Genomic DNA, 21,398 nt, shown 5'->3' on the forward strand with positions numbered 1-21,398 from the left:
GTCAGGCCCGGCCGACGAGCTCGTAACCCGCCTCGTCCACGGCCGCGCGCACCGCCTCGTCGTCCAGCGGCTGCTCGGACGCGACGGTCAGCAGGCCGCTGCCGGCCACCGCGGTCGCGGAGGTGACCCCGGGGATCGCGCCGACCTCCTTGCTCACCGCGGACTCGCAGTGCCCGCAGGTCATACCGGACACCGAGTAGACGGCCTCGCTCATGCTGTGCTCCTCATCCACGGGTACGCGCGACGCGTACGGCTGGTGCGGCTGCGGTCGATGTCGCTGGGCCGCGCCGCGGCGAGCGGGCGAATCTCCCGCCCTCACTGATGGCAACCATATACCCCCTAGGGGTATTCCCAAGGGGTGGGTCGATCCCGATCGACCCCCGTTGCCCGCGGTGGCTTCCCGCCCGCCGCTCAGCCGTCGTCGTCGGCGAGCCGGTCGAGCAGCGTGGCGGCCAGCCGCAGCAGCGCCACCTCCGTGTCGTTCAGTTCCGCGGCCATCCGCCGGCGCAGCCACTCGTCGCGGTGGGCGACGTCGCGCGCCATGGCCTCGAAGCCGCTCGCGGTCAGCTCGACCAGGCGCTGCCGGCCGTCGCCCGCGTTGCGCGAGTGCGTCACGTAGCCGTCCTCGCGCAGAGCGGCCAGCGTGCGGGTCAGCGACTGCGGCTGCACGTGGAGTGCCGCGGCCATCGCGCCCGGCGTGCTCGGGCCGCCGCGGTACAGCTGCGCGAGGACGCCGAGCCGGGCACTGGGCAGCCCGTCCGGCAGCCGCTCGGCGCGCATCCGCCGGGCCAGCCGGTTCACCGAGCGGCGGACCACGGCGCTGTCGTCGGACGGCGGGGGAGGGAACGACATCGTGCTGTTTCCTAAGCTAGGCGTATGATTTTTCTACCCCGATACGGGCATGATCTGGCTATCTGAGCGGACGAGCGGTCGGCGTACGGCCGAAAGTCATACGCAAGGCTTATCAATCTGGAGCGCGTGACCGGGTACGGCCCGCCCGAGGAGACGTCATGGCGGGGACGAGGGGGGACGAAGGATGCTGATCCGGCTGCGCCTGCTGGACCCGGGACGGGTACGGCTGCGGATCGCCGTGCGCACCGTGCTCGCCGCCGTCGCGGCACTGCTGGTGTCGGGCGCGGTCGGCCGGGCCGCCGGCCTGCCCGGCGGCATGGTGGTGATCGCGACCGTCGTCGCGGTGATGGTGTCGCGCAGCCTGCACGCGACCAGCCTGCCGCACCGGCTGTCGGCCCTCGCGTACGTCCCCCTGGTCGGCGTCCTCGCCGCCTTCGTCGGGCGGCTGATGGCGCAGAACGCGTGGTTCGGCGCGGGCGTCTTCGTGGCCGCGGTCGGCGGGTCCCGCTACCTGATGCGGTTCGGCGGCAAGGTGCGGCGCTTCGGGCGGCTGGCGCTCACCCCGCTGATCGCCGTGCTGGTCACGCCGGTGCCACCGTCCGCCGCCAAGGCCACCGGGCCGCTGTGGGGTGCGGTGTGCGGGGTCATCGCGGTGGCCTGCGTGCTCGGGTCCCAGCAGCTGCTGCCGTCCCGCCCCACCCGCGAGGCGGCCGCGGCGGCGGGCGACTTCGTACGCGGCGCCGCCCGCCTGCGCGCCCTCGCGCCCGGCAGCGCCCGGCACGCCAAGGCCGCGCTGACCCTGCACCGCACCGCCCTCACCGTCGAGGACTGCCTCGACGCCGCCCGCCTCCCCGCCGGCGCCGACCGCACCCCGCTCGACACCCTCGCCGCGGCCGTCCTCACCGCCGAGGTCACCGCGGGGCAGCCGGCGGACGCCCCGGCCCCCGTCGTACGGCCCGGCCCCGGCGACGAGCCCGCGGGTGCGGGCGGTTCGGCCGGTTCGGCCGGCGACGGCTCCGCGCAGGCCGCGCCGGAGCAGCCGACCACCTCGGACCGGACCGCACCGGAGCGGGGCGTATCGGCGCAGGGCGTTCCCGCGCAGGGCGTACGTGCCCCGGTCGTACGGTCCCCGGTCGTACGGTCCCGGGTCGCCGGGACACCTGCCGCGGTGGGCGGCGCGGGGACGGGCGGACCCGGGGCGGACGGGCCGGGGGGAGGCGGCGCCCTGGACGACGCGCTCGCCGCTGTGCGGGCCGCCGCCGTGGCGGTACGCGGGGTGCGGGCGGTGCAGGGGCCGGCCGCCGAACCCCCGGCGCCCGCGGCGCGGCCGGGCGGCTGGCGGAACCCGCAGCCGCAGGCACGGCTGGCCGCGCAGCTCGCGGTGGCGATGGCGGCCGCGTTCGCCGTCGGCCACCTGGTGTTCCCGCGGCACTGGTCGTGGGTGATGATCACCGCGTTCGTGGTGTGCAGCGCGGCACGGGGGCGCGGCGACGTCGTGCACCGCAGCGGGTTGCGGGTGGCGGGCGCGTTCATCGGCGCGGTCACCGGGACCCTCGTGGCGCACCTGGTCGCGGGCGACGACGCCGCGGCGATCACCGTCATCTTCTGCTACCTGCTGGTCGGCCTGTGGCTGCGCGAAACCACCTACGCGGCCTGGGCGTTCTGCGTCACGAGCCTGCTGGCGGTGCTCTACGGCCTGAACGGCGAGCAGGGCGGCGCCCTCCTCGTGCAGCGCCCCGAGGGCATCCTGCTCGGGTCGGCCTGCGGGATCGCGGCCGCGTACTTCGTGCTGCCGCTGCCGACCGCCACGGTCCTGCGCGGCCGGGCCGCCCGCGCCCTGCGGGTGCTGGCCGACCTGCTGGTCGCGGCCCGCGCGCCGGAGCCGCGGCCCGCGGAGATCCGGCGGCTGGCCCGCCGCTTCGACCGCGCCACCCGTGAACTCGCGGTGGCCGCCGCACCCGCCCGCGCCCACCGCACCCTGATCCGGGGCACCCTCGGCCACCCCGCGTGGGGGTCGCGCCAGGCCGCGCCCGCGCCGCCGCACGCCGCCGACTGGGTGGACGCGCTGACCGCCTGCGCGCACGCCGGCCGTGCGCTCGCGCTCAGCGACGCGGCCGGACTCGCCGCGGCCCGACCCCAACTCGGCCTGGCCGCACGCAACCTCGGCCAGGTGCGCCGCCGCCTCGGCAACCGTCCGGACGCCGCACCCCCGCGGCCGGTCCGCACCGGACCGCCCGCCGTGATCCGCCTCGACACCGCGCTCGTCGAGCTCTACGACCGGTTGCCCGCGCCGCCGGCCCCCGCGCCGCCACCGCCGTCCTCGCAGGCGCCGGCGGCGACGGCCGGCTGACATCTCCGCCCGGGACCGCGGCGGTGTGCCGCCTGCCGAGAACCGCGCTCCTTCGAACTGCCGGGACCCGCGCTCGTTCGAACCCCGAGCCGGCCGCTGAGATCTTCCGCACTCCGCCCCGCACCCCCCACCGCGCCCGGGCCCGGCGGCCCTACCCTGGAGGCGACGGCGCGTATCCCGGCAGGGAACGCGACCCACCCACCCGCCAGGAGGCGACGCCGTGCTGCGCACCATGTTCAAGTCCAAGATCCACCGGGCCACCGTGACCCAGGCGGATCTGCACTACGTGGGTTCGGTGACCGTGGACGCCGAGCTGATGGACGCCGCGGACCTGCTGCCCGGCGAGCTCGTGCACATCGTGGACATCACCAACGGCGCCCGGCTGGAGACCTATGTGATCGAGGGCGAGCGCGGCTCAGGCGTCATCGGCATCAACGGAGCCGCCGCCCACCTGGTGCACCCCGGCGACCTGGTCATCCTGATCAGCTACGCCCAGGTCGAGGACGCCGAGGCCCGCGCGCTGCGGCCGGCCGTGGTCCACGTCGACGCCGGCAACCGGATCGTCAAGCTGGGCGACGACACCGCCGAGCCCGCTCCCGGCACCGATGCCCTGCGACCCCCGCACGCGGTCGTCCACGGCTGAACCCGTGGGCCGCGCGCCCCTTCAAGCGGCGGTGACCACCGAGGCGCCCCGCACCGGCCCGGCCACCGGACGTATCTCCACCCGAACACCGCGCGCCGCCGCCGTCCACTGGGCGCGCAGCCGCGCCAGTTCGGTCAACTCCTCGGCCGTCCAAGGCCGGTCGCCGTGCTCCTGCACATAAGCGCGCAGGGCCGCGTTCGCCTGATCGAGATCTCCCCCGTACATGTGATCCACCCTAGACCGGCCCACTGACAATCCCGAACCGATTGACCACCGCGCGTGCTCGGCCGGACCGGCCCCGGGTCGTTCACCAGGCTGTGACCTGGCACGAACGGCGGTTGTCGGAGTCTGCTGGCATGCTGAGTGTGAGGGAGGACACAGCGGCCGTATCGGCTGCATATCCCACGGAATCCGGCACCTGGCGCATTCCGCTCCGCCCTCCCGCGTTCCGCACGTCGCGCGCGCGTTCGGGCTCACGATCACGGAGGACCGCACCATGCTCACCAACGACTACGTGCCCGGCGCACCGAGCTGGCTCGACCTCGGCAGCCGCGACGTCGAGGGCGCGGCGGCGTTCTACCGCGCGCTGTTCGGCTGGGAGTTCCGCTCGGCGGGCCCCGACGCCGGCGGGTACGGCATGTTCCAGCTCGACGGGCAGACCGTCGCCGGCCTCGGCCCGATCACCGAGGAGGGGGTCAGCCCGGCCTGGACGCTGTACTTCGAGACGGCCGACGCCGACGCCACCACCAAGGACGTCGAGCAGGCCGGCGGCTCGGTCCGGTTCGCGCCGCTCGACATCGGGGACCAGGGCCGGATCGCCGGGTACACCGACCCGTCCGGCGCCCAGTTCGCCGTCTACCAGCCCGGCACCCTCAAGGGGCTGGACCGCACCGGCGTCGGCGCCCTGTGCTGGACCGAGCTGTACACGACGGACGCCGAGCAGGCCAAGCGCTTCTACGGCAGCCTCTTCGGCTGGGACACCGCGGACATGCCGCTGGCCGCCGACGCCGGGGTCTACACGGTGGTCTCCCGCGCCGGCGGCGGCCAGGCCGGCTCGCACGGCGGCATCATGCAACTCGCGCCCGAGCAACTGCCGGACGGGGTCTGCTACTGGCAGCCCTACGTCGGCGTCGCCGATGCCGACGGCGTGGTGACCACCGCCGCCTCGCACGGCGCGACCGTGCTGATGGCCACCACACAGGTGGGCGGCATCGGCCGGGTCGCGCTGCTCAGGGACCCCGAGGGGGCGTTCTTCGCCGTGCTCCAGCCGGACCCGCAGATGGCCTGACCCGCGGCCCCCTGCTGCCGTCAGCCGTCAGCCGTCAGCCGTCAGCCGTCAGCCGTCAGCCGTCAGTCGTCCGCCGTCCGCCTTCGCCGCCCGGCTCGTCGGCGTCGGGCGGCCAGGCGGACAGCCGGCGCGCGCTGGCGAACCGCAGCTCCCGGCCGGTCAGCGGATCGGTGAACTCCAGCGTCCGCGCCAGCAGTTGAAGCGGCCGTGCGTACGGGTCCGCGCCCTCCCCGGCCGCCGCCTCCGCCCACACCTCCGGGTAGATCGGGTCGTTCAACAACGGCAGCCCCAACGCCTGCATGTGCAGCCGCAACTGGTGGGTGCGGCCGGTCAGGGGCCGCAGAAGGTAGCGGCCGAGCCCGCCGCGCCGCGCCAGCAGCTCGACCACGCTCTCCGCGTTGTACGGCCCCGGCACCTCCCGCGCCGCCATCTGCCCGCGTTCCTTCACGATCCGGCTGCGCACCGTCGCCGGCAGCGCGACCGCCGGGTCGTAGGCCGCGACGGCCTCGTACTCCTTGCGTACCAGCCGGTCCCGGAAGAGCGTCTGGTACGCCCCGCGGTCCTCGGGACGTACGACGAACAGCACCACTCCCGCGGTCAACCGGTCCAGCCGGTGCGCGGGGGACAGCAGCGGCAGGTCCAGCTCGCGGCGGAGCCGGGCCAGCGCGGTCTCGGTGACATGGCGGCCGCGCGGGGTGGTGGCCAGGAAGTGCGGCTTGTCGGCGACCACGATCCGCTCGTCCCGGTGGAGCACCTCCACCGGGAACGGCACGGCCGGCTCCGGCGGGAAGTCGCGGTGGAACCAGACCCACGCCCCGGGTGCGTACGGCGTCAGCGCGCCCACCGGCCCGTCCGCGGTGACGAACCGCCCCGCGGCGAGCATCGCCTCGATCCGCTCCCGGCCGACCGCCGCGCCGTACCGCTCCAGCAGGTACCCGCCGATCGTCGTCCATGCCGCGCGCCCCGCCGCACCGTCGGCGTCGCTGTCGCCGTCGGCGGGGTCGGGCAGGCGCACGCGCACCGGATCGACGCCCTGGCGCTGCCCCAACGGGGCGGCAGGCGCCCCGCGCCCCGCTCTGCGCGCCATCGCGTGTCTCCCGGCTCTCCGGCCCCGAGCCGACCCGGTCCGTCCGACCCGGCCGCCGCGACCTGGTCTTTTCCAGGCCGCATACCGCCAGGTTACGACGTATGACGTACGACGTCGCCGGGCCGTCGCCGGGCCGCCGCCGGACTCAGTCCTCGCGGGCGTCCGCGATCTCCCGGAGCCGGTCCAGGTGGCCGCCCCTCTTCTCCCATGCCGCCAGGGCCGCCTCGATCTGGTCGTGCGTGGCGTCCGGCTTGCCCTTGACCACCACCACCATCTCGGTGTTGGGCGACAGCGGCACGACCGCGGTGTCCAGGGTGACGCCCTCGGCGAGCGCGCGGGAGATCCGTACCGGCAGCTCACCGCCGGCATCCGGCCGCGCGTGCCGGGTGTAGTAGCGGTTGCCGGGGGAGTCCGGCGGCAGCGGGTCGCCGCCGTCGAGGATGTGTTCGATCGAGCCCTGGCCCCACTCCAGAATGCGTTCGATGTCCCGCAGGGTCGCCGTGACGCTCTGGAACTCGTGCCCGCGCTCGATCGTCTGGATCACGGTCCGCTTCACGCCGATCGAGTCGCCGAGGCGCACCTGGCTGAGTCCCTTGCGCTTGCGCGCTGCCCGGATGACGCCGCCCAGCCGCAACCAATCTCCGTCCATGGCCCACATCATGCCGGACTGCACGCAACCACGCAGCCATCTTCCGAGCCTTCGACCTGCGGCCGATACGGCCGGAACTCGCCCATTGGTTGCGTGGAATGGCGGTGATGCGGCTCGGGAGAAGGCGATCGAATGACGCCATCGAGCTTGGAAAGCTCACATTTAAGATCTGTTGGACTTGCAAGCGCGGTGGTTGGCGGATACTTTCGAGACGTGAGACCGAACGGCGCGGCAATGAGGGCACTTCGCATTGCTCGGAAGATGAGCCTTCGCGAGACGCAGGTGCTGACGGGGCTGGACCGGGGCCATCTCTCCCGCCTGGAACGCGGCTTGGTCGGCGCGAGCGACGACACGATCCGGCGCTGCGCCCACGCTCTCGACGTCCCCGTCGCCGCCATCACCCACGACGACCGCTGACCGGCGTCACCTGACGCGAAGTCACCCGGCCTCGCGGTCACCGCAGTTGACGCCCTCCCCGCGACGCGGGCGGCGGCCGGTTCAGATCTCGTCGAGCCAGATCACTATCCCCGTCAGGTGGTTGAGAACGGCCGCCGTGCCCGCGCCGATCGCGGCGGTGCAGCGCTCGGCGGTGAACGAGGCGGCGTCGTAGGTCGAGGACATGCCGAGCCCCTCGCCGCGGAACGACGCCCCCGACCAGTCGACCGAGGTGACGTTCTGCGTCGGCTCGGCCAACTCCGCCCCCACCACCAGGAACTGCTGGGACAGGTGGTTCGCGGTGGCGGTCGCGAGGGGGTCGACCAGGCCGTCGCCCGCGCTGACGACGAGGTCCGGTCGTGCGGCGAGGGACCTGGTGATGGCGGGGAGCAGGTCGGAGGGGCCGTCGGCGACCACCGTCCTGAGGCTGACGTGCTCCTTCGCGGCCCAGTCCTTGACGGCGGTGACCAGCGACCTGGTCGGGCGGTCGTCCCCGGCGGTGAGCAGGACCACGCGGTAGCCCTTCGACGGGTGGACTCCGTTCCAGGAACCGGGCCGCGGGGTGATGGTCGCCTCCGGCGCGGGCGGGGCGGAAGGGTCGGCGAACCCCGCCTCCAGCGTGCCGACGGCGCTGGGTGCCGGGTGCGGCCGTGACCAGTCGTCGCCGGAACCGCATCCGGTGACCAGCGCGGCGGCCGCGGCCAGCAGGGCGGCGGCCCGGAGCGGGGGGCGCAAGGCGATCGTCCTCCGAGTGATGGCGGAATGGTGCGTCCCATCCTGCTGATTCCTTTGGCGCCGAATAGGCCCTGAGGCGCCGTTCGCGCGGTTGTTCTTTAATGATTCGGCAAAGGGATGGTCTTTGTTCATCCAAGGCGTGCACCGTGCACGGGCAACCCCGAAGGAGCCCCATGCCAGCACGTGCCCGCCGCACCGCCGTCGCGATCGCCGTAGCGGTGATCGCCTTCCTGAGTCTCGCCCCGCCCGCGTCGGCCCACGGGTTCACGTCGGTCGCCTACGTCCACGTCACCGAGGGCGAAGGCGACGGTGACAGCGACAGTGGCGGGCGCCGGCTGCGGACGACGCTGGAGCTGGAGTACGACCTCTACGTCATCTCCACCGCCGACTACGAGCACGACGACGCCCTCTTCCGGGCCGGGAACGCCGCGTTCGACGCCGGCGACACCAAGGCGCAGGCCGCCGCGCTCGACGCGCACGCCCGGTCGGCCGTCGGCTACGTCACCCGGCGCTTCTCCGTCACCGCCGGCGGCAGACCCTGCACGCCCGCCCGGGCCGGCGACTTCACGATGACCCGGCGGCAGGGCGTGCCGTACGCCGTGCTGCCGCTGGACTGGGACTGCTCCGGGCGGGCCGGCGAACCGGTGCTGCGCAGCGGGCTGTTCCCCGACACCGAGACGTATGTCACCGGCACCAAGACGATCGTCACCTACCACCTCGACGGCCGCTCGGGCAGCGCCGCGCTCGACGCCGCCCACCCGTCGGTCTCGCTCGCGCAGCCGTGGTACGACCAGTTCGGGGAGTTCTTCCGGCTGGGCGCCGAGCACCTGCTGACCGGGATCGACCACATCCTGTTCCTGCTGGCCCTCATCGCCGGGTCGCGGCGGCTGCGCGAGATCGTGCTCGCGGCCACCAGCTTCACCCTGGCCCACTCGGTGACCTTCATGCTCGCCGCCCTGGGCCTGGTCGACGTGCCGGCGCGGGTCGTGGAGCCGGTCATCGCGCTGTCGATCGCGGTGGTGGCCGGCTGGTACCTGTGGCGGCTGTGGCGGCGCGGGGACGAGGCGACCGAGCTGGAGACCTCCGGCGGCGGCCACTTCGCCCTGGACCGGGCCGGCTGGACCCGCCTCGCGGTCGTTTTCTGCTTCGGCCTCGTGCACGGCCTGGGCTTCGCCGGCGCGCTCGGCATCGACAAGGCGTTCTCGTGGACGCTGCTGTGGTCCCTGCTGGTGTTCAACGTCGGCATCGAGGCCGTCCAGTTGACGATCATCGCCGCCGTCTTCCCGCTGCTGGCCCTGCTGCGCCGCCGCGCGCCGGTGGCCGGCCGCTGGGCGACCGGTGCGATCTCCGCCGGTGTGACGGTTATGGGACTCATGTGGTTCATGCAACGGGTGTTCATGTTCTGAGGCATAGGTCTGTGGGAAGTTCAGCCGCTCCAAAGGTCGTATTCGCGAGCGGTTCACCCTCCCGCGACAGCTTGACGATCGCCAAGTTCTGGTTTTCTCTTAGTAAAGGGAACGAAAAAACCCATGAAATCGAGCAGTTCGACGCAGGCCCGCGGGCCCGCGCGGCGCCGCGTGGCCACCGGGGTCACCGCGGCGTTCCTGGGCATGACGATCGCCCTCGGCGGCGCCGCGGCCTCGCCCGCCGGCGCCGCGTCGCCCACCACGCTCAGCGGCGTCATCCTCGGAGTGGGCGCCAACGAGGCGCAGCGCACCGTCTCCTGGTACTCCTCCGCCGACACCGCGCAGCAGATCCAGGTCGCCCCGACCGCGGAGCTGACCGCCGGCGAGTTCCCGGCCGGCGCCGCCACCTTCGACGCCGCCGGCGGGGCGAACATCGCCTCCAGCGGCGGCTACAACCGCCACGCGACGATCACCGACCTCAAGGAGAACACCGCCTACTCCTACCGGGTCGGCTCCGCGGGCGACTGGTCCGCGACGTACGCGTTCACCACGCAGGACTTCGACGGCGACTACGACTTCCTGTTCTACGGCGACCCGCAGATCGGCTCCTCCGGCAACACCGCCAAGGACCAGGCCGGTTGGCAGGACACCCTGGACGTCTCCCTCGCGGCCAACCCGAAGGCCGAACTGCTGGTCTCCGGCGGCGACCAGGTGGAGAGCGCCAACACCGAGTCCCAGTGGAACGCCTTCCTCGCGCCCGACAAGCTGCGCCAGTACCCGTGGGCGGCCACCATCGGCAACCACGACGTCGGCGGCAAGGCGTACGAGCAGCACCTGTACACCCCGAACACCGACCGCACCGCCCCGTACTACTCCAACGGCAAGCCGGAGTCGGACAGTTCGGGCGGCGACTACTGGTACATCTACAAGGACGTGCTGTTCATCGACGTCAACAGCAACAGCTACACCACCTCCCAGGGCGGCGGCGGTGACGAGGCCCACGTCAAGTACGTGACCGACGTCATCAACCAGCACGGCTCCGAGGCCAAGTGGAAGGTGCTCGTCTTCCACCACTCGATCTACTCGCCGGCCTCGCACGCCAAGGACAGCGACAACAAGGTCCGCCGCGTGGACTTCCCGACCGCGGTGTCCAAGCTCGGCGTGGACCTGGTGCTCCAGGGCCACGACCACAGCTACGCCCGCAGCTACCTGATCAAGAACGGCGAGAAGGCGGACGCGGCCGAGCAGCCGGGCGCCTCCGACGTCTACCCCGGCCCCGGCGGCGTGCTCTACGTGACCGCCAACTCGGCCTCGGGCTCGAAGTACTACGACATCACCGCCCCGGACTCCAGCGGCACCAGCGGCGCGGGCAACGGCGCCGACCCGCTGAACCCGGGCAACTACTGGTACAGCTCCGTGCAGAACCAGGAGCACGTGCGCAGCTACGTCAAGGTGCAGGTCCGCAACGACAAGCTGGTCGTCGAGGACGTGCGCAGCGGCACCTGCGCGGCGCCCAACGCGGCCGTCGAGGGCGGCGACTGGTGCAAGAACACCACCGCCGGCCAGCCGGTCGGCTCGCTCGTCGACAAGGTGAGCGTGCACCCGTACCACGGCTCGGGCCAGGACCTGCAGGTCGACGTGCCCGCCGCCGCGCCGGGCGAGTTCGGCTGGACCATCGACGGCTACAACGGCCTGGTGGACCTCGGCACCGCCAAGGACCACGACGGTGACTACTTCGACGCGACCGGCCGGATCAACCCGATCGCCGTCTCCGACAGCCGCCGTTCGCTCGCGCCGTGGTCGATATCGGCGAGCGTGGGCGACTTCAAGGACGCCGGCAAGACGTTCTCCGGCGCCTACCTCGGCTGGACGCCGAAGGTGCTGGAGGGCGGCGCCGGCGCCAAGGCCAGCGGTTCGGTCGCCTCGGCCTACGACGACCACGGTCCCGGCCTGTCCGTCTCGCGCGGCCTCGGCTGGGCCGACCAGGGCCACCCCAAGGGCAAGGCCGAGCTGGGCGCCGACCTGGATCTGAAGATCCCGGGCAGCGCCGACAAGGGCTCCTACCGCGCCACCCTCACGATCACCGCGCTGAGCAGCTGACCGTACCCGTCCCACCCGGCGGGGCGGGCACCCAGCTGCCCGCCCCGCCGGTCTCACCCCACCGACCGCCCGAGGACCCGAGATGCACCCGCCCGTGACGCGCCGGACGACCTCCGCCGCCGCCCTCATCCGTACCGTCGCCCTGGTCCTGCTCACCCTCCTCGCGGTCGCCGGGCTGCCGGCCGGCTCCGCCCTGGCGGCGGACACCGACGCCACCTGGACGGTGCGCACCGGCTCGGGCAGCCACGGCGACGACCGGTCCAGCTACAGCTACACCGTCAACCCCGGCGGCCGGGTCGAGGACACCCTGGTCGTCGCCAACCGCGGCAAGGAGCCGCTCACCCTCGACCTCTACGCCGCCGACGGCTTCACCTCCGACGCCGGCCAACTCGACCTGCTCCCCCGGGCGAAGAAGTCGGTCGCCGTCGGCGCCTGGCTGCACACCGACCGGAAGAGCGTCGAGATCAAGCCCGGGAAGTCCGTGGACGTCCCCTTCACGGTGACCGTTCCGGACCGGGCCACGCCCGGCGACTACGTCGGGGGCGTCCTCACCGCCCTGACCCAGCCCGACGACGCCGCGGGCATCAATGTCGACCGTCGGCTCGGCATCCGGGTCAAGCTGCGGGTCAGCGGCGAACTCACCCCGGGCCTGGCGGTCGAGGACGTCCACGTCGGCTACTCCGGCCCGCTCACCCCTTTCGCGAAGGGCGACACGGTCGTCACCTACCGGGTCCACAACACCGGCAACGCCGTGCTGTCGGCGCGCCAGGCGGTCTCCGTCGCGGGCCCCTTCGGCCTGCTGCGGACCGAGGCGGGCAAGGTCGCCGCGATGCCGGACCTGCTCCCGGGGGAGAGCCGGAAGGTGACGGTGCCGGTGCACGGCGTCGAGCCCGGATTCCGGCTGTCGGCGCGCGTGACCCTCACCCCCGTGGCCGTCGACGCGTCGGGCTCCACCACCGAACTGGAGCCGGTCCGGGCGACCGGCGGCGGCTGGGCCGTCCCGTGGCTGCTGACCCTGCTGGTCGTGGCCCTCGCCGCAGGGATCGCCGCGGCGCTCGTCCTGGCCCGCCGCGCCCGCGCGCGGCGCGAGCTGCGCGAGGACACCCGGGTGCGGGACGCCGTCGAGCAGGCGCTGCGCGACCGCACGCCGTGATCCCCGCCCCGGTCCGCGACCTGCCAGGACCGTACGACCGGTCCGTAAAGCCGGTCCGTAAAGCCGGTCCGTACGACCGGTCCCTACGACTGGTCCGTCAGCACCCCGAGTTCGACGGTCAGGCCGTACTCGCGCAGCTGGGCGACCTGGGTGCCGGTCGCGTTGTCGCCGACGATCAGCAGGTCCAGGTCGCTGAGCGGGCAGACCGGGGCGAGGTCGGTCCTGCCGAGCTTGGTCGAGTCGGCGAGCAGGATGTGCTGCGTGGTGGCGCGCAGCATCCTGATCTTCATCTCGGCTTCCTGGATGTTGATGTTCGTGACGCCGGTGTCGGGGTGGATGCCGCTGCACGACAGGAACGCGGTGTCGGCGTGGATGTTCTCCAGGATGCGCCCGCCCATCGGGTCGACCAGGGACCGCTGCAGCGGGCGGAGCGTCCCCCCGGACAGCACCACGGTGAAGCGCGGGATGGCGGGTTCGAGCTGGTGGGCGACGCTGGTGCTGTTGGTGAACACCATCAGGTCGGTCAGATCCCGGCGCGCGACCAGCTCGCGGGCGAAGAAGGTCGTGGTGGTCCCGGCGTCGATGACGAGGGACTGGCCGCTGCCGACCCGCTGGGCCGCGGTCTTGGCGATGGCGGCCTTCTCCAACGCGGCCGAGCCCAGCGACTGTTCGTAGGAGGGCTCGTTCCGCGTGTCCAGCGGCGCGGCCCGGGCGCCGCCGCGGACCCGGCGGATCAGGCCGTGTTCCTCCAGCACGTCCAGGTCGCCCCGGACGGTGACCACCGAGACGCCGAACGCCTCGGCGAGGGCCGCGATCCGCACGAAGTCCTGCTCCTGGACCAGGGCGAGCATGCGCTCGCGGCGGACCTCGGCCGGCATCGGCTCATGGGTACTGGTCATGCCTGGCCCTTCCGGTCCGCGAGACCGGCGGGCAGCAGGTCGCGGTGTGCTTCGGTCATCTCGTCGCAGAGCTGTTCGATCGCGGCCAGCGAGAGCGTCGCCGCGGTGTTCGGGTCCAGCATCGCAGCGTGCCGCACATGACGCGGTTCGCCGTCCAGCACGGCGCGGACGGTCAGTTCCGCGACGTTGACGTACGCGCGGTTGAGCGCGGCCAGCTGCGCGGGATAGCGGTCGATCGGGGCGGCCGTGACGCCGCCGGCGTCGATGTCGGCGGGCACCTCGACGAAGCACTCGGCCGGCAGCGCGGGGATCAGGCCCTCGTTGGGCAGGGTCAGGTTCACCCGCCGGGCCTCGCCGGTGATCATCGCCCGCAGCACCTCGGAGGCGATCTCGGGTTCCAGCCAGCGCATCAGCATCGGCCGCCCCTGGGCCAGCCCCCGGCGGATCTCCTCGTAGGCGTGCAGGCTCCGGCTGAGCACCCCCAGGTACTCGCCGACGGGGATGCCCAGCCGGGCGATCTCGTCGTCATGGCGCATGAACCAGGGCACGTACTCGGCCGCGTGCTCGCTGGACTCGGTGGGGAAGTAGCCGAACCGGCGCCACATCTCCATCCGCACGTGCCGCCCCAGCTTCGGGTCGGCCCGCACCGCGGCCTCCAGCTCCGGGTACAGCGACCTGCCGTCGGCCTCGAAGCGCAGCACGAACGCCTGATGGGTCAGCCCCGCGGTGAGGAAGGTGAGGTCCTCGGCCTCCCGGCCGACCGCGTCGGCGAGGAACGCGTGGGTGTCGCGGACCGCGTGGCACAGGCCGACCACGCGGCTCATGCCGGTGACCTCGCGCACCGCCCACAGCGTCATCACCAGCGGGTCGGTGTAGCTGAGCAGCCACGCGTCGGGGCACTGCTCGGCCATGTCCCGGGCGAGCCCGACCATCACCGGGATGGTGCGCAGGCCGCGGAAGATGCCGCCGATGCCGATGGTGTCGGCGATGGTCTGGCGCAGCCCGTGCCGGGCCGGGATCTCGAAGTCGCGCAGCGCGGTGTCGTAGCCGCCGACGCCCAGCTGGCAGACCACGTAGTCGGCGCCGTACAGGGCGGCCCTGCGGTCGGTGTACGACTCGATCACCGCTCCGGCGCCGGCCTCCGCGTCCAGGCTCCGGGCCAGGGTGAGGGCGGTGGCCAGCCGGTCCGGGTCGATGTCGTGCAGCCGGATGCGCAGGCGGCCGGCCAGGGCGGGGACGAGGAACAGGTCGGACAGGATGCGCCGGGTCATCTTCACGTTGCCCGCGCCGGTCAGCACGATGTCGGCCATGCCCCCGTCCTCCTCCGGCAGTGTCGTTTCGGTCAGTGTCGTTCCGGTCGTCCTGATGGCGCACCCGGTGGTGCGGCCGGTGCTGAAGCCGGCGGTGCGTCTCGTGGTGCACCTGCGGGTGAATCCGTGGGTGGACCTCGGGGTGAAAGCGGCACTCAGCGTACGCCGAGCCGGGTGCCGGCCACATGATCCGCGCGCGGACCACGTGACCGGCGCCCCGGTCCCGATATGGGCGATGGGCGAGGTCAGCCGACGGTGATGCGGTCGATGTCGGGTGCCCAGTCATCCGGGTTGGCGAGGGTGACGGTGTTGGCGTTCCCCGCCTTCAGGTCGAGCGTCGCGGTGGCGGTGGCGGTGGTCTGCCAGTCGGCGGTCGGGGTGACGGACACGCTCACCGGGGTGCCGCCGTCGGCGCTGATCCGCAGGGTGCGGGCGACGGCGCTGGTGTAGGCGACGGTCACCTGGGTGGCGCCGCCGCTGCCGCCGGCCACGTTGTCGAAGGTGAGCGTCGCGCCGTTGCCCAGGTACCCGACCTTCTGCCCGCCCGAGCAGCCGGTGCAGTCGGCGACGGCCGCGCCGCCGGTCAGGGTGTTGGCGGACGCCTCGGCCTCGTAGGAGGTGGAACCGCCGTCCCCGCCGCCGCTGTTGCCGGAGCCCACGGCGATGGCGCCGAGCCCCAGCCAACCGTCGGCGTTCTGGGTGGCGTTGGCGAAGCGCAGGCTCTTGGCGGCGGCGTTCACCGCCGAGAGCGGGTTCACCACGTCCATCACCAACTGGTAGGAGCCCGACGCCACGGAGGAGGTGTCCACGCTGGTGTCGAAGTACTCCGGGTACCCGTAGGGCAGGTACGTCGGGTCGGTGCCGGCGTTCCAGTCCGGGAACGCCCGGATCTTCAGCGGCATCACCTTGGTCAGGTCCCAGGAGGTGTCCCAGGTCTTGACGACCTTCCCCGAGGAGTCCTTCAGGCCCAGGCGCACCGTCCAGGGGTGGTAGAAGGGCGCCACCCCGTCGTTGGAGATCTTCACGCCGATCTTCGCGGTGCCCGAGACGCTGCTGTCGTAGTACGCGTCCGGCACGGTCAGGTCGTAGCCCATCGCGCGGACCGCCGCCCCCACGTCGGGATCGGTGGGGCTGTAGCCGGTGCTGCCCTGGTCGAGTTTCCAGGTGGTGTGCTCCATCTCGATGCACGCCTTGATGTCGTCGTCGGAGCCGCTCGCGCCGCTGCCCCAGGTGCCGAAGACCGAGCCCTGGATCTCGGGCCGGACCTCACCGCCCATCGAGTCGGTGACCCACTTGTTCTCCACGCCCTCGTCGAGGGCGTACTGGAGCTGGGAGTAGTCGGCGCCGCCCATCGACTGGGGCAGGGTGACGCCCGCGAGCGGGTCGCCTTCGCGGTAGCAGAACGAGTCGTCGTGGTAGCCCACGTCGAGGTCGTTCGCCGCCCCGCCGCCGGACGTGGGGTAGCGGACCTCGATCTTGGTGGTGTGGAAGGCGTTGGCGAAGGCCCTGACGATCAGTGCCGCGTTCGCGTCGGTGGCCATGAAGTCCGGGTAGCCGCCGGTGCCGTTCTCCGGCCAGGTGTGCCACTCGCCCCAGTAGCCGATCAGGCCCATCTGGATGAAGCCGATCCGCGGGTCGCCGTCGTACTTCGCGCCGAACTGCCCGATGAACTGCTGCAGCGAGCTGAGCAGGAACGCGTTGTTGTAGTCGGGGCTCTGGGTGTTCCAGTACGTGTCGTCGTTGGTCGGCACCTTGCCGTTCCAGCAGGCGGGGATGCCGTTGGTCGGGTTCCCGCTGGGGTAGTCCAGATAGAACCGGATCGCGGCGGTGTTGCCGTACGACGCGGTCTCGTCGAGCATCTTCTCCACCGGGGACCAGTCCAGCGCGGTGCAGTCACTCGCGTCGGTCATCACCGCCGAGAGTGGGAAGTAGCTCCAGGTGATGCTGTGCGGGTAGCCGGTGTTCTGGTCGGTGCCCGCGTTGTAGTAGACCGCCAGGCCCTTGTCCGGGTTGTCCAGCGGTCCCGGCGCGTACGTCAGCGGGTGGTCGGTCAGGGACGGGTCCGGGGTGGCGGGCGGTGCGGGGCGGGCCGGGGCGCCGGCGGCGGCCGGCGCGGCCGGGGCCGCGGACGCGCTGTGCGTGCCGGCCATGGTCGCCGCCAGCAGCGCGAAGAGCGCCGCCAGCGCCATCGCAAGGCGCGTCCTGGCGTGCCCGGTTGGTCTCGTGCGTGGTTGCATCGTGTCGACCTCCGTTGGTCGATCGCAGTGAACGGTGCGCGTGGTGCCCTCCGGCCCGACCCCGGAAGAATCGCCCCCCTGAACCCCCCGGTCCCCGGCCCTTGCCCCCGGTCCCGGTCCCTGCCCCTCTTCCCCCCGGTCCCTGAACTCCCTGCGCCCCCAGGTCACATGGCGTCGGTCAGTCGCCCCGGCGCAGCGCGGCCGCGGTGAAGTCCACCTCCTGCGCACCGATCTCGAACCGGTAGCGGTCCAACTGGCGCACCTCGGGGCGGGACTTGAGGAAGTCGGCGAGCGCCGCGCGTTCGGTCGTGGCCAGCCACGCGGGCGGGTCGGAGGTGGCCCGGAAGTCGCAGACATGGGCGAGGTCCACCAGCAACCGCCGCTGCGCCGCCGTCAACAGGCTCTGCCGGTCGCGGAAGTAGGCGGCGTCCGGGTCGAGTTCGACCAGGCCCTTGAGCCAGAGCCGGTTCACCGAGGAGACCAGGGCGTTCTGCGCGGTGGCGTCGGAGGGGTCCTCGGTGGCGTAGTGGGACCAGAACGGGGCGACGTCGGGCCCGACCCGGATGCCGTCGCACACCCCCAGCGACGGCAGCACCGGCGCACCCGAGCCCAGGATGTAGACGTCCTCGCCGGCGGTCTGCCGGATCAGCCGCATCGCGTCGCGGTAGGCGCTCTCACGGCCCACCGTCGGGTCGTGGCGCCGCGCGGTGATGGCGGCGGCGTTGACGAAGTCGAGCTTGAGGTAGCGGAATCCCCAGCCGACCACGGTCTCGATCGTCTGCCGCAGGTGGTCGAGGGCCTCGGGCAGGGTGACGTCCAGGGCGTAGTACGGCCCGCCCCAGTTGTAGCCGGCCGGGACCGGGGTGCCGGCGTCGTCGGTGAGGAACAGGTGCGGCCGCTCCTTGACGATCCGCGCGTCCGGCCGGGCGATGAACGGCGCGATCCACAGGCCCGGGGTCAGTCCGGCGCCGGTGACCCGGGCGGTGAGGTCGGCCATGCCCGAGGGGAACTTGGCGTTCGGCTGCCAGTCGCCGACCATCCGCTCCCAGCCGTCGTCGATCTGGAAGACGTCGAACGGCAGCCCGGCCAGCCCGTCGAGGTTCGCGTGCAGGGTGCGCTCGTCGATGTCCTCGTAGTACGCGTACCAGCTGGACCACACGTTGCCCGCCCGCCGGCCGGCCCGCCCCAGGTGCTCGCCCAGCAGTTCGGCGTAGCGGGCGAAGACCTCCAACTCCGGTCCGTAGCCGCAGAACCAGGGCGCGCCCGCCTGCTCGTACCAGCCGGTGACGGTGTCGCGGTCCACGCTCAGCCGCGGCACGTCCAGGCCGAGCGCGCCCAGCAGCAGGACGTTGCCGTCGCCGGCGGTGAGCGCGGTCACCGCGGAGGAGTGGTGGCGCCCTTCCTCGTCCCAGACGGTGTCGTCGGCGGTGAGGCGGCGGATCGGGTTGGCGATGCGCAGCGGCGGCTCGTCCATGGCCCGCCAGCCCGACGGGCTCCAGGAGTTCCAGCCGTGCCGGTAGACCTGGGCGTCGGGCAGGCCGTGGAGCAGCGCCACCCGGCCCGGCGGCAGCAGCAGGCCCCCTTCCACGGTTTGCGGTGGGCCGCTGAGCTGCGCGGGGAGGTGCAGAGGACCGAGGTCCAGGAGGTGGGGCATGGTGTCCCTTCACTTCGGGGAGGGCCGGGGCGCCGTGGTCGGGACGGCGTCCCCGGCCCGGTCACGGGTGCGTCGTGGCAGCGGGGATCGGTGCCGGCGGGGGTGGTGCCGGCGGGGTGGTGCCGGCGGGGATCGGTGCCGGCGGGTCGGTCAGGGCTGGGCGAAGTACCCGTTCACGGCCTTCTGCGCCTTGGCCAGCGCGTCGGCGCCGTCGGACTGGCCGAGCCAGACCCGTTCCAGGTCGGTCTGGACCTCCTGGGTGACCTGGTCGGCGTGGTCGGTGATGGGGTAGGTGAAGGTGCCGCCGGGGGCGGTGGCCTCGTCCACGAAGACCTTGACGTCCTGGCCGGCGGCCTTGTGGGTGGCCAGCGCCTTGTCGCTGTCGGTCTTGAGCGCGGGGAAGACCACGCCCTTGGCGGCGATGATGTCCTGGCAGCCGGTCGAGCCGAGGAACTTCACCCACTGCCACGCCTGGTCGGGGTGCTTGGTGCCGGCGTAGATGGCGTCGGACAGGCCGTTGAGGAAGGTCTTGCGGCCCTTCGGGCCTACCGGCAGCGCCGCGAAGGCGAACTTCTGGGTGGCGGTCGGGCCCAGGTAGGTGTTGATGTTCCACGAACCGGTCATCGTCATCGCGGCCTTGCCGGCGTTCAGCACCGCGTCAGGGCCGAGGCTGGAGTTCTTGTCGTAGGCCGGCGCGTAGCCCTTCTTGGCCAGGCTCGCCTCCCAGTCGACGGTCTTGGCCAGCGCCGGGTCGTCGTAGTGGTACTTGGTGCCGAACGGGTTCTTGTCCAGGAAGGTGAAGCCGGCCGAGGCGGCGAGGTTGCCCCAGCTGCTCTGCCCGGTCGAGCCGTCGTCGTAGGCGAGTTCGATGCCGTACGTCTTGACGTGCTTCTTGTCGAACTTCGGGTCGAGCCCGTCGCGGCCGCTGGTGTCGACGGTCATCTTGGCGATGAACTGCTCGAAGGTGCCGCCGTCGTCGGGGTTCCAGGTCAGCTTGGCCAGGTCCGCGGCGGAGTAGCCGGCCTTGGCGGCCATGGTGGTGTTGTACGCGATGGCCTCGGTGTCCCAGTCCTTGGGCAGGCCGTACCGCTTGCCGTCCTTGACCCAGGCGTCGGCCAGCCCGCTCTGGTACTGCGACAGGTCGACGTGGTCGGCGGCGACCTGCTGGGAGATGTCCAGGATCTGGTTGTTCTTGACCAGGTTCGGGTAGTAGGCGACGTGGTCGGTGAACACGTCGGGGGCGTTGCCCGCGGTCATCTCGGTGGTCAGGTTGGTCCAGTACTGGCCCCACGCGGTCTGGGTGATCTTGATCTTGATGTCGGGGTTGGCCGCGGTGAAGGCGTCGGCGCAGGCCTGGTAGGCGGGCAGCTGGGCGCTGTCCCACAGCGCGTAGTCGAGGGTGACGGGGCCGCCGGCCTTCGAGGAGTCGCTGGAGCAGGCCGCCAGGGTGACGGGGAGTGCGGCGGCGAAGATGGCGACCGCGACGCGGACGTTGCGTCTCATGGGGGATCGTTCCTTCCTTGGGCCGGGGCGGTCCCGGCGGAGGGGCGCACGAGGGTGCGGGGAGAGGCGTGCGCCGCGAGGGTTCGGGGGCGGCGTCGCGGGCTACGGGCTGCCTGTCGCGGGTTCGCTGCGGGGGCGCTGCGGGATCGGTGCGGGATGGGTCCGGGATCGGTGCGGGATCGGTGCGGGATGTGCGCGGGCTACTTGATGCCGGTGAAGCCCATCGACTCCACCAGCCGCTTGCCGAAGAAGATCAGCAGCAGGGCGACGGGGACCACGGTGAGCACCGACGCGGCCATCAGCCCGGTCCAGTCCGGCGCGGTGTTCGGGGACTGCTGCAGGAAGATCCCGAGTCCGGCGGTCAGCACCCGGGTGCTGGGGTCGGGGCCCACCAGCAGCGGCCACAGGTAGTCCTTCCAGGCCCAGACGGCCGTGATCAGGCCGATGGTGAACAGCGGCCCGCGGCTCATGGGCACGATCACCTGCCAGAACTGGGTCCACTTGCCCGCGCCGTCGATCGTGGCCGCCTCCTCGATCTCGCGCGGGATGGACAGGAAGAACTGGCGCAGGAAGAACACCGCGAACGGCGTCATCAGCAGCGTGGGCGCGACCATGCCGGCGAACGAGCCGAGCCAGCCCAGGTTCTTCATCAGCGCGAAGTTCGGCAGCAGCGTGAAGATCGGCGGGACCATCAGCGACATCACGAACAGGGAGAAGAGCAGGTTCCGGCCCCGGAAGCGCAGCCGGGCGAGCGCGTAGCCGGCCATGGCGCAGCAGAACGTCTGGACGGTGGCGATCAGCGCGCAGTAGATCAGGGAGTTGCGCAGGTAGAGCAGGAAGTTCAGCTGGGCCCCCGACCCGCCGGCGGCCTGGTTCTGGGCCAGGCTGGTCAGTCCGATCACCCGCCTGAAGTTGATCAGCGTCGGGTGGTGCGGCCACAACCCGGAGTTGTCGGCGAGCAGTTGGTGGGCCGGGGTGAGAGCGGTGCGCAGCATCCAGTAGAACGGGAACACCGTGACCAGCAGGGCCAGGATCAGCACGGCCCAGGCGAGGGTACGTCCGGTGGGCAGGCGCGGGGAGAGGGAGCGGCGGGGCAT

19 protein-coding genes are annotated in these 21,398 nt (G+C 72.5%); 7 read left to right on the forward strand and 12 right to left on the reverse strand.

Features of this window, described 5'->3' with window-relative positions; all coding sequences use genetic code 11:
• Position 1: 1 nt before the first annotated feature.
• Complete coding sequence (locus AB0399_RS01495) at positions 2-232, reverse strand: heavy-metal-associated domain-containing protein (protein WP_328465026.1); 231 nt, start codon at positions 230-232, stop codon at positions 2-4.
• A gap of 179 nt (positions 233-411) precedes the next feature.
• Positions 412-852 carry a MarR family transcriptional regulator gene (locus AB0399_RS01500; protein ID WP_328465024.1) on the reverse strand — a complete coding sequence of 147 codons (441 nt, stop codon included), beginning with the start codon at positions 850-852 and terminating at the stop codon, positions 412-414.
• 184 nt (positions 853-1,036) lie between these two features.
• Between AB0399_RS01500 and AB0399_RS01505 the strand changes: the two genes are divergently transcribed.
• Both AB0399_RS01505 and panD read left to right on the forward strand, forming a co-directional pair.
• Complete coding sequence (locus AB0399_RS01505) at positions 1,037-3,202, forward strand: FUSC family protein (RefSeq protein ID WP_366409879.1); 2,166 nt, start codon at positions 1,037-1,039, stop codon at positions 3,200-3,202.
• A gap of 220 nt (positions 3,203-3,422) precedes the next feature.
• The gene (panD, locus tag AB0399_RS01510; protein ID WP_366409880.1) at positions 3,423-3,845 is read left to right on the forward strand and encodes an aspartate 1-decarboxylase; all 423 of its coding nucleotides are present in this window, start codon (positions 3,423-3,425) and stop codon (positions 3,843-3,845) included.
• A gap of 21 nt (positions 3,846-3,866) precedes the next feature.
• On the opposite strand, the gene AB0399_RS01515 is transcribed toward panD, so the two are convergent.
• Positions 3,867-4,070: a hypothetical protein gene (locus tag AB0399_RS01515; RefSeq protein WP_329368359.1), complete on the reverse strand. Its 204-nt coding sequence runs from the start codon at positions 4,068-4,070 to the stop codon at positions 3,867-3,869.
• A gap of 271 nt (positions 4,071-4,341) precedes the next feature.
• Between AB0399_RS01515 and AB0399_RS01520 the strand changes: the two genes are divergently transcribed.
• The gene (locus AB0399_RS01520) at positions 4,342-5,133 is read left to right on the forward strand and encodes a VOC family protein (protein WP_366409881.1); all 792 of its coding nucleotides are present in this window, start codon (positions 4,342-4,344) and stop codon (positions 5,131-5,133) included.
• Positions 5,134-5,188: 55 nt separating this feature from the next.
• On the opposite strand, the gene AB0399_RS01525 is transcribed toward AB0399_RS01520, so the two are convergent.
• Together AB0399_RS01525 and AB0399_RS01530 are read right to left on the reverse strand one after the other, a co-directional pair.
• Positions 5,189-6,220, reverse strand: coding sequence for a pseudouridine synthase (locus AB0399_RS01525; protein ID WP_366409882.1), 1,032 nt, complete (start codon positions 6,218-6,220; stop codon positions 5,189-5,191).
• 145 nt (positions 6,221-6,365) lie between these two features.
• Positions 6,366-6,869: a helix-turn-helix domain-containing protein gene (locus AB0399_RS01530; protein ID WP_329368365.1), complete on the reverse strand. Its 504-nt coding sequence runs from the start codon at positions 6,867-6,869 to the stop codon at positions 6,366-6,368.
• 234 nt (positions 6,870-7,103) lie between these two features.
• Here AB0399_RS01530 and AB0399_RS01535 point away from each other — a divergent pair, with 234 nt between their 5' ends.
• Entirely contained in the window at positions 7,104-7,286 is a 183-nt protein-coding gene (locus AB0399_RS01535) for a helix-turn-helix transcriptional regulator (protein WP_366409883.1), read from the forward strand.
• 81 nt (positions 7,287-7,367) lie between these two features.
• Here AB0399_RS01535 and AB0399_RS01540 read toward each other — a convergent pair whose 3' ends face one another.
• On the reverse strand, positions 7,368-8,039 hold the full coding sequence (locus tag AB0399_RS01540; RefSeq protein ID WP_329368369.1) for a hypothetical protein: 672 nt from the start codon (positions 8,037-8,039) through the stop codon (positions 7,368-7,370).
• A 173-nt stretch (positions 8,040-8,212) separates the two neighbouring features.
• On the opposite strand from AB0399_RS01540, the gene AB0399_RS01545 reads away from it, so the two are divergent.
• From AB0399_RS01545 to AB0399_RS01555, 3 genes are all read left to right on the forward strand, one after another.
• Positions 8,213-9,445: a HupE/UreJ family protein gene (locus AB0399_RS01545; RefSeq protein WP_366409884.1), complete on the forward strand. Its 1,233-nt coding sequence runs from the start codon at positions 8,213-8,215 to the stop codon at positions 9,443-9,445.
• A 123-nt stretch (positions 9,446-9,568) separates the two neighbouring features.
• On the forward strand, positions 9,569-11,545 hold the full coding sequence (locus AB0399_RS01550; protein ID WP_329368373.1) for an FN3 domain-containing metallophosphoesterase family protein: 1,977 nt from the start codon (positions 9,569-9,571) through the stop codon (positions 11,543-11,545).
• Positions 11,546-11,639: 94 nt separating this feature from the next.
• Positions 11,640-12,698 carry a DUF916 domain-containing protein gene (locus tag AB0399_RS01555; RefSeq protein ID WP_366409885.1) on the forward strand — a complete coding sequence of 353 codons (1,059 nt, stop codon included), beginning with the start codon at positions 11,640-11,642 and terminating at the stop codon, positions 12,696-12,698.
• An 83-nt stretch (positions 12,699-12,781) separates the two neighbouring features.
• Here the strand turns inward: AB0399_RS01555 and AB0399_RS01560 are convergent, their stop codons facing one another.
• The 6 genes from AB0399_RS01560 to AB0399_RS01585 form a co-directional block, all read right to left on the reverse strand.
• Complete coding sequence (locus AB0399_RS01560) at positions 12,782-13,597, reverse strand: DeoR/GlpR family DNA-binding transcription regulator (RefSeq protein WP_328464999.1); 816 nt, start codon at positions 13,595-13,597, stop codon at positions 12,782-12,784.
• Positions 13,594-14,907, reverse strand: a complete 1,314-nt coding sequence (locus tag AB0399_RS01565) for an alpha-glucosidase/alpha-galactosidase (protein WP_329368378.1) — start codon at positions 14,905-14,907, stop codon at positions 13,594-13,596. The genes AB0399_RS01560 and AB0399_RS01565 overlap by 4 nt, the downstream gene beginning before the upstream one ends.
• A gap of 245 nt (positions 14,908-15,152) precedes the next feature.
• Positions 15,153-17,096 carry a carbohydrate-binding protein gene (locus AB0399_RS01570; protein WP_366409887.1) on the reverse strand — a complete coding sequence of 648 codons (1,944 nt, stop codon included), beginning with the start codon at positions 17,094-17,096 and terminating at the stop codon, positions 15,153-15,155.
• Positions 17,097-17,322: 226 nt separating this feature from the next.
• Positions 17,323-18,798 carry a glycoside hydrolase family 36 protein gene (locus tag AB0399_RS01575; protein WP_366409888.1) on the reverse strand — a complete coding sequence of 492 codons (1,476 nt, stop codon included), beginning with the start codon at positions 18,796-18,798 and terminating at the stop codon, positions 17,323-17,325.
• Positions 18,799-18,948: 150 nt separating this feature from the next.
• The gene (locus AB0399_RS01580) at positions 18,949-20,301 is read right to left on the reverse strand and encodes a sugar ABC transporter substrate-binding protein (protein WP_329368384.1); all 1,353 of its coding nucleotides are present in this window, start codon (positions 20,299-20,301) and stop codon (positions 18,949-18,951) included.
• Positions 20,302-20,501: 200 nt separating this feature from the next.
• On the reverse strand, positions 20,502-21,398 hold the full coding sequence (locus AB0399_RS01585; protein ID WP_329368386.1) for a carbohydrate ABC transporter permease: 897 nt from the start codon (positions 21,396-21,398) through the stop codon (positions 20,502-20,504).

It is taken from the genome of Streptomyces sp. NPDC088194, assembly GCF_040702025.1.
GTDB lineage: Bacteria > Actinomycetota > Actinomycetes > Streptomycetales > Streptomycetaceae > Actinacidiphila.

Coding starts and splice junctions, on each gene's coding strand:
- AB0399_RS01500 (WP_328465024.1), bottom strand. CDS start 852: ATGTCGTTCCCTCCCCCGCCGTCCGACGACAGCGCCGTGGTCCGCCGC.
- AB0399_RS01505 (WP_366409879.1), top strand. CDS start 1,037: ATGCTGATCCGGCTGCGCCTGCTGGACCCGGGACGGGTACGGCTGCGG.
- AB0399_RS01515 (WP_329368359.1), bottom strand. CDS start 4,070: ATGTACGGGGGAGATCTCGATCAGGCGAACGCGGCCCTGCGCGCTTAT.
- AB0399_RS01520 (WP_366409881.1), top strand. CDS start 4,342: ATGCTCACCAACGACTACGTGCCCGGCGCACCGAGCTGGCTCGACCTC.
- AB0399_RS01525 (WP_366409882.1), bottom strand. CDS start 6,220: ATGGCGCGCAGAGCGGGGCGCGGGGCGCCTGCCGCCCCGTTGGGGCAG.
- AB0399_RS01530 (WP_329368365.1), bottom strand. CDS start 6,869: ATGGACGGAGATTGGTTGCGGCTGGGCGGCGTCATCCGGGCAGCGCGC.
- AB0399_RS01535 (WP_366409883.1), top strand. CDS start 7,104: ATGAGGGCACTTCGCATTGCTCGGAAGATGAGCCTTCGCGAGACGCAG.
- AB0399_RS01545 (WP_366409884.1), top strand. CDS start 8,213: ATGCCAGCACGTGCCCGCCGCACCGCCGTCGCGATCGCCGTAGCGGTG.
- AB0399_RS01550 (WP_329368373.1), top strand. CDS start 9,569: ATGAAATCGAGCAGTTCGACGCAGGCCCGCGGGCCCGCGCGGCGCCGC.
- AB0399_RS01560 (WP_328464999.1), bottom strand. CDS start 13,597: ATGACCAGTACCCATGAGCCGATGCCGGCCGAGGTCCGCCGCGAGCGC.
- AB0399_RS01565 (WP_329368378.1), bottom strand. CDS start 14,907: ATGGCCGACATCGTGCTGACCGGCGCGGGCAACGTGAAGATGACCCGG.
- AB0399_RS01570 (WP_366409887.1), bottom strand. CDS start 17,096: ATGGCGCTGGCGGCGCTCTTCGCGCTGCTGGCGGCGACCATGGCCGGC.
- AB0399_RS01575 (WP_366409888.1), bottom strand. CDS start 18,798: ATGCCCCACCTCCTGGACCTCGGTCCTCTGCACCTCCCCGCGCAGCTC.
- AB0399_RS01580 (WP_329368384.1), bottom strand. CDS start 20,301: ATGAGACGCAACGTCCGCGTCGCGGTCGCCATCTTCGCCGCCGCACTC.
- AB0399_RS01585 (WP_329368386.1), bottom strand. CDS start 21,398: ATGCCCCGCCGCTCCCTCTCCCCGCGCCTGCCCACCGGACGTACCCTC.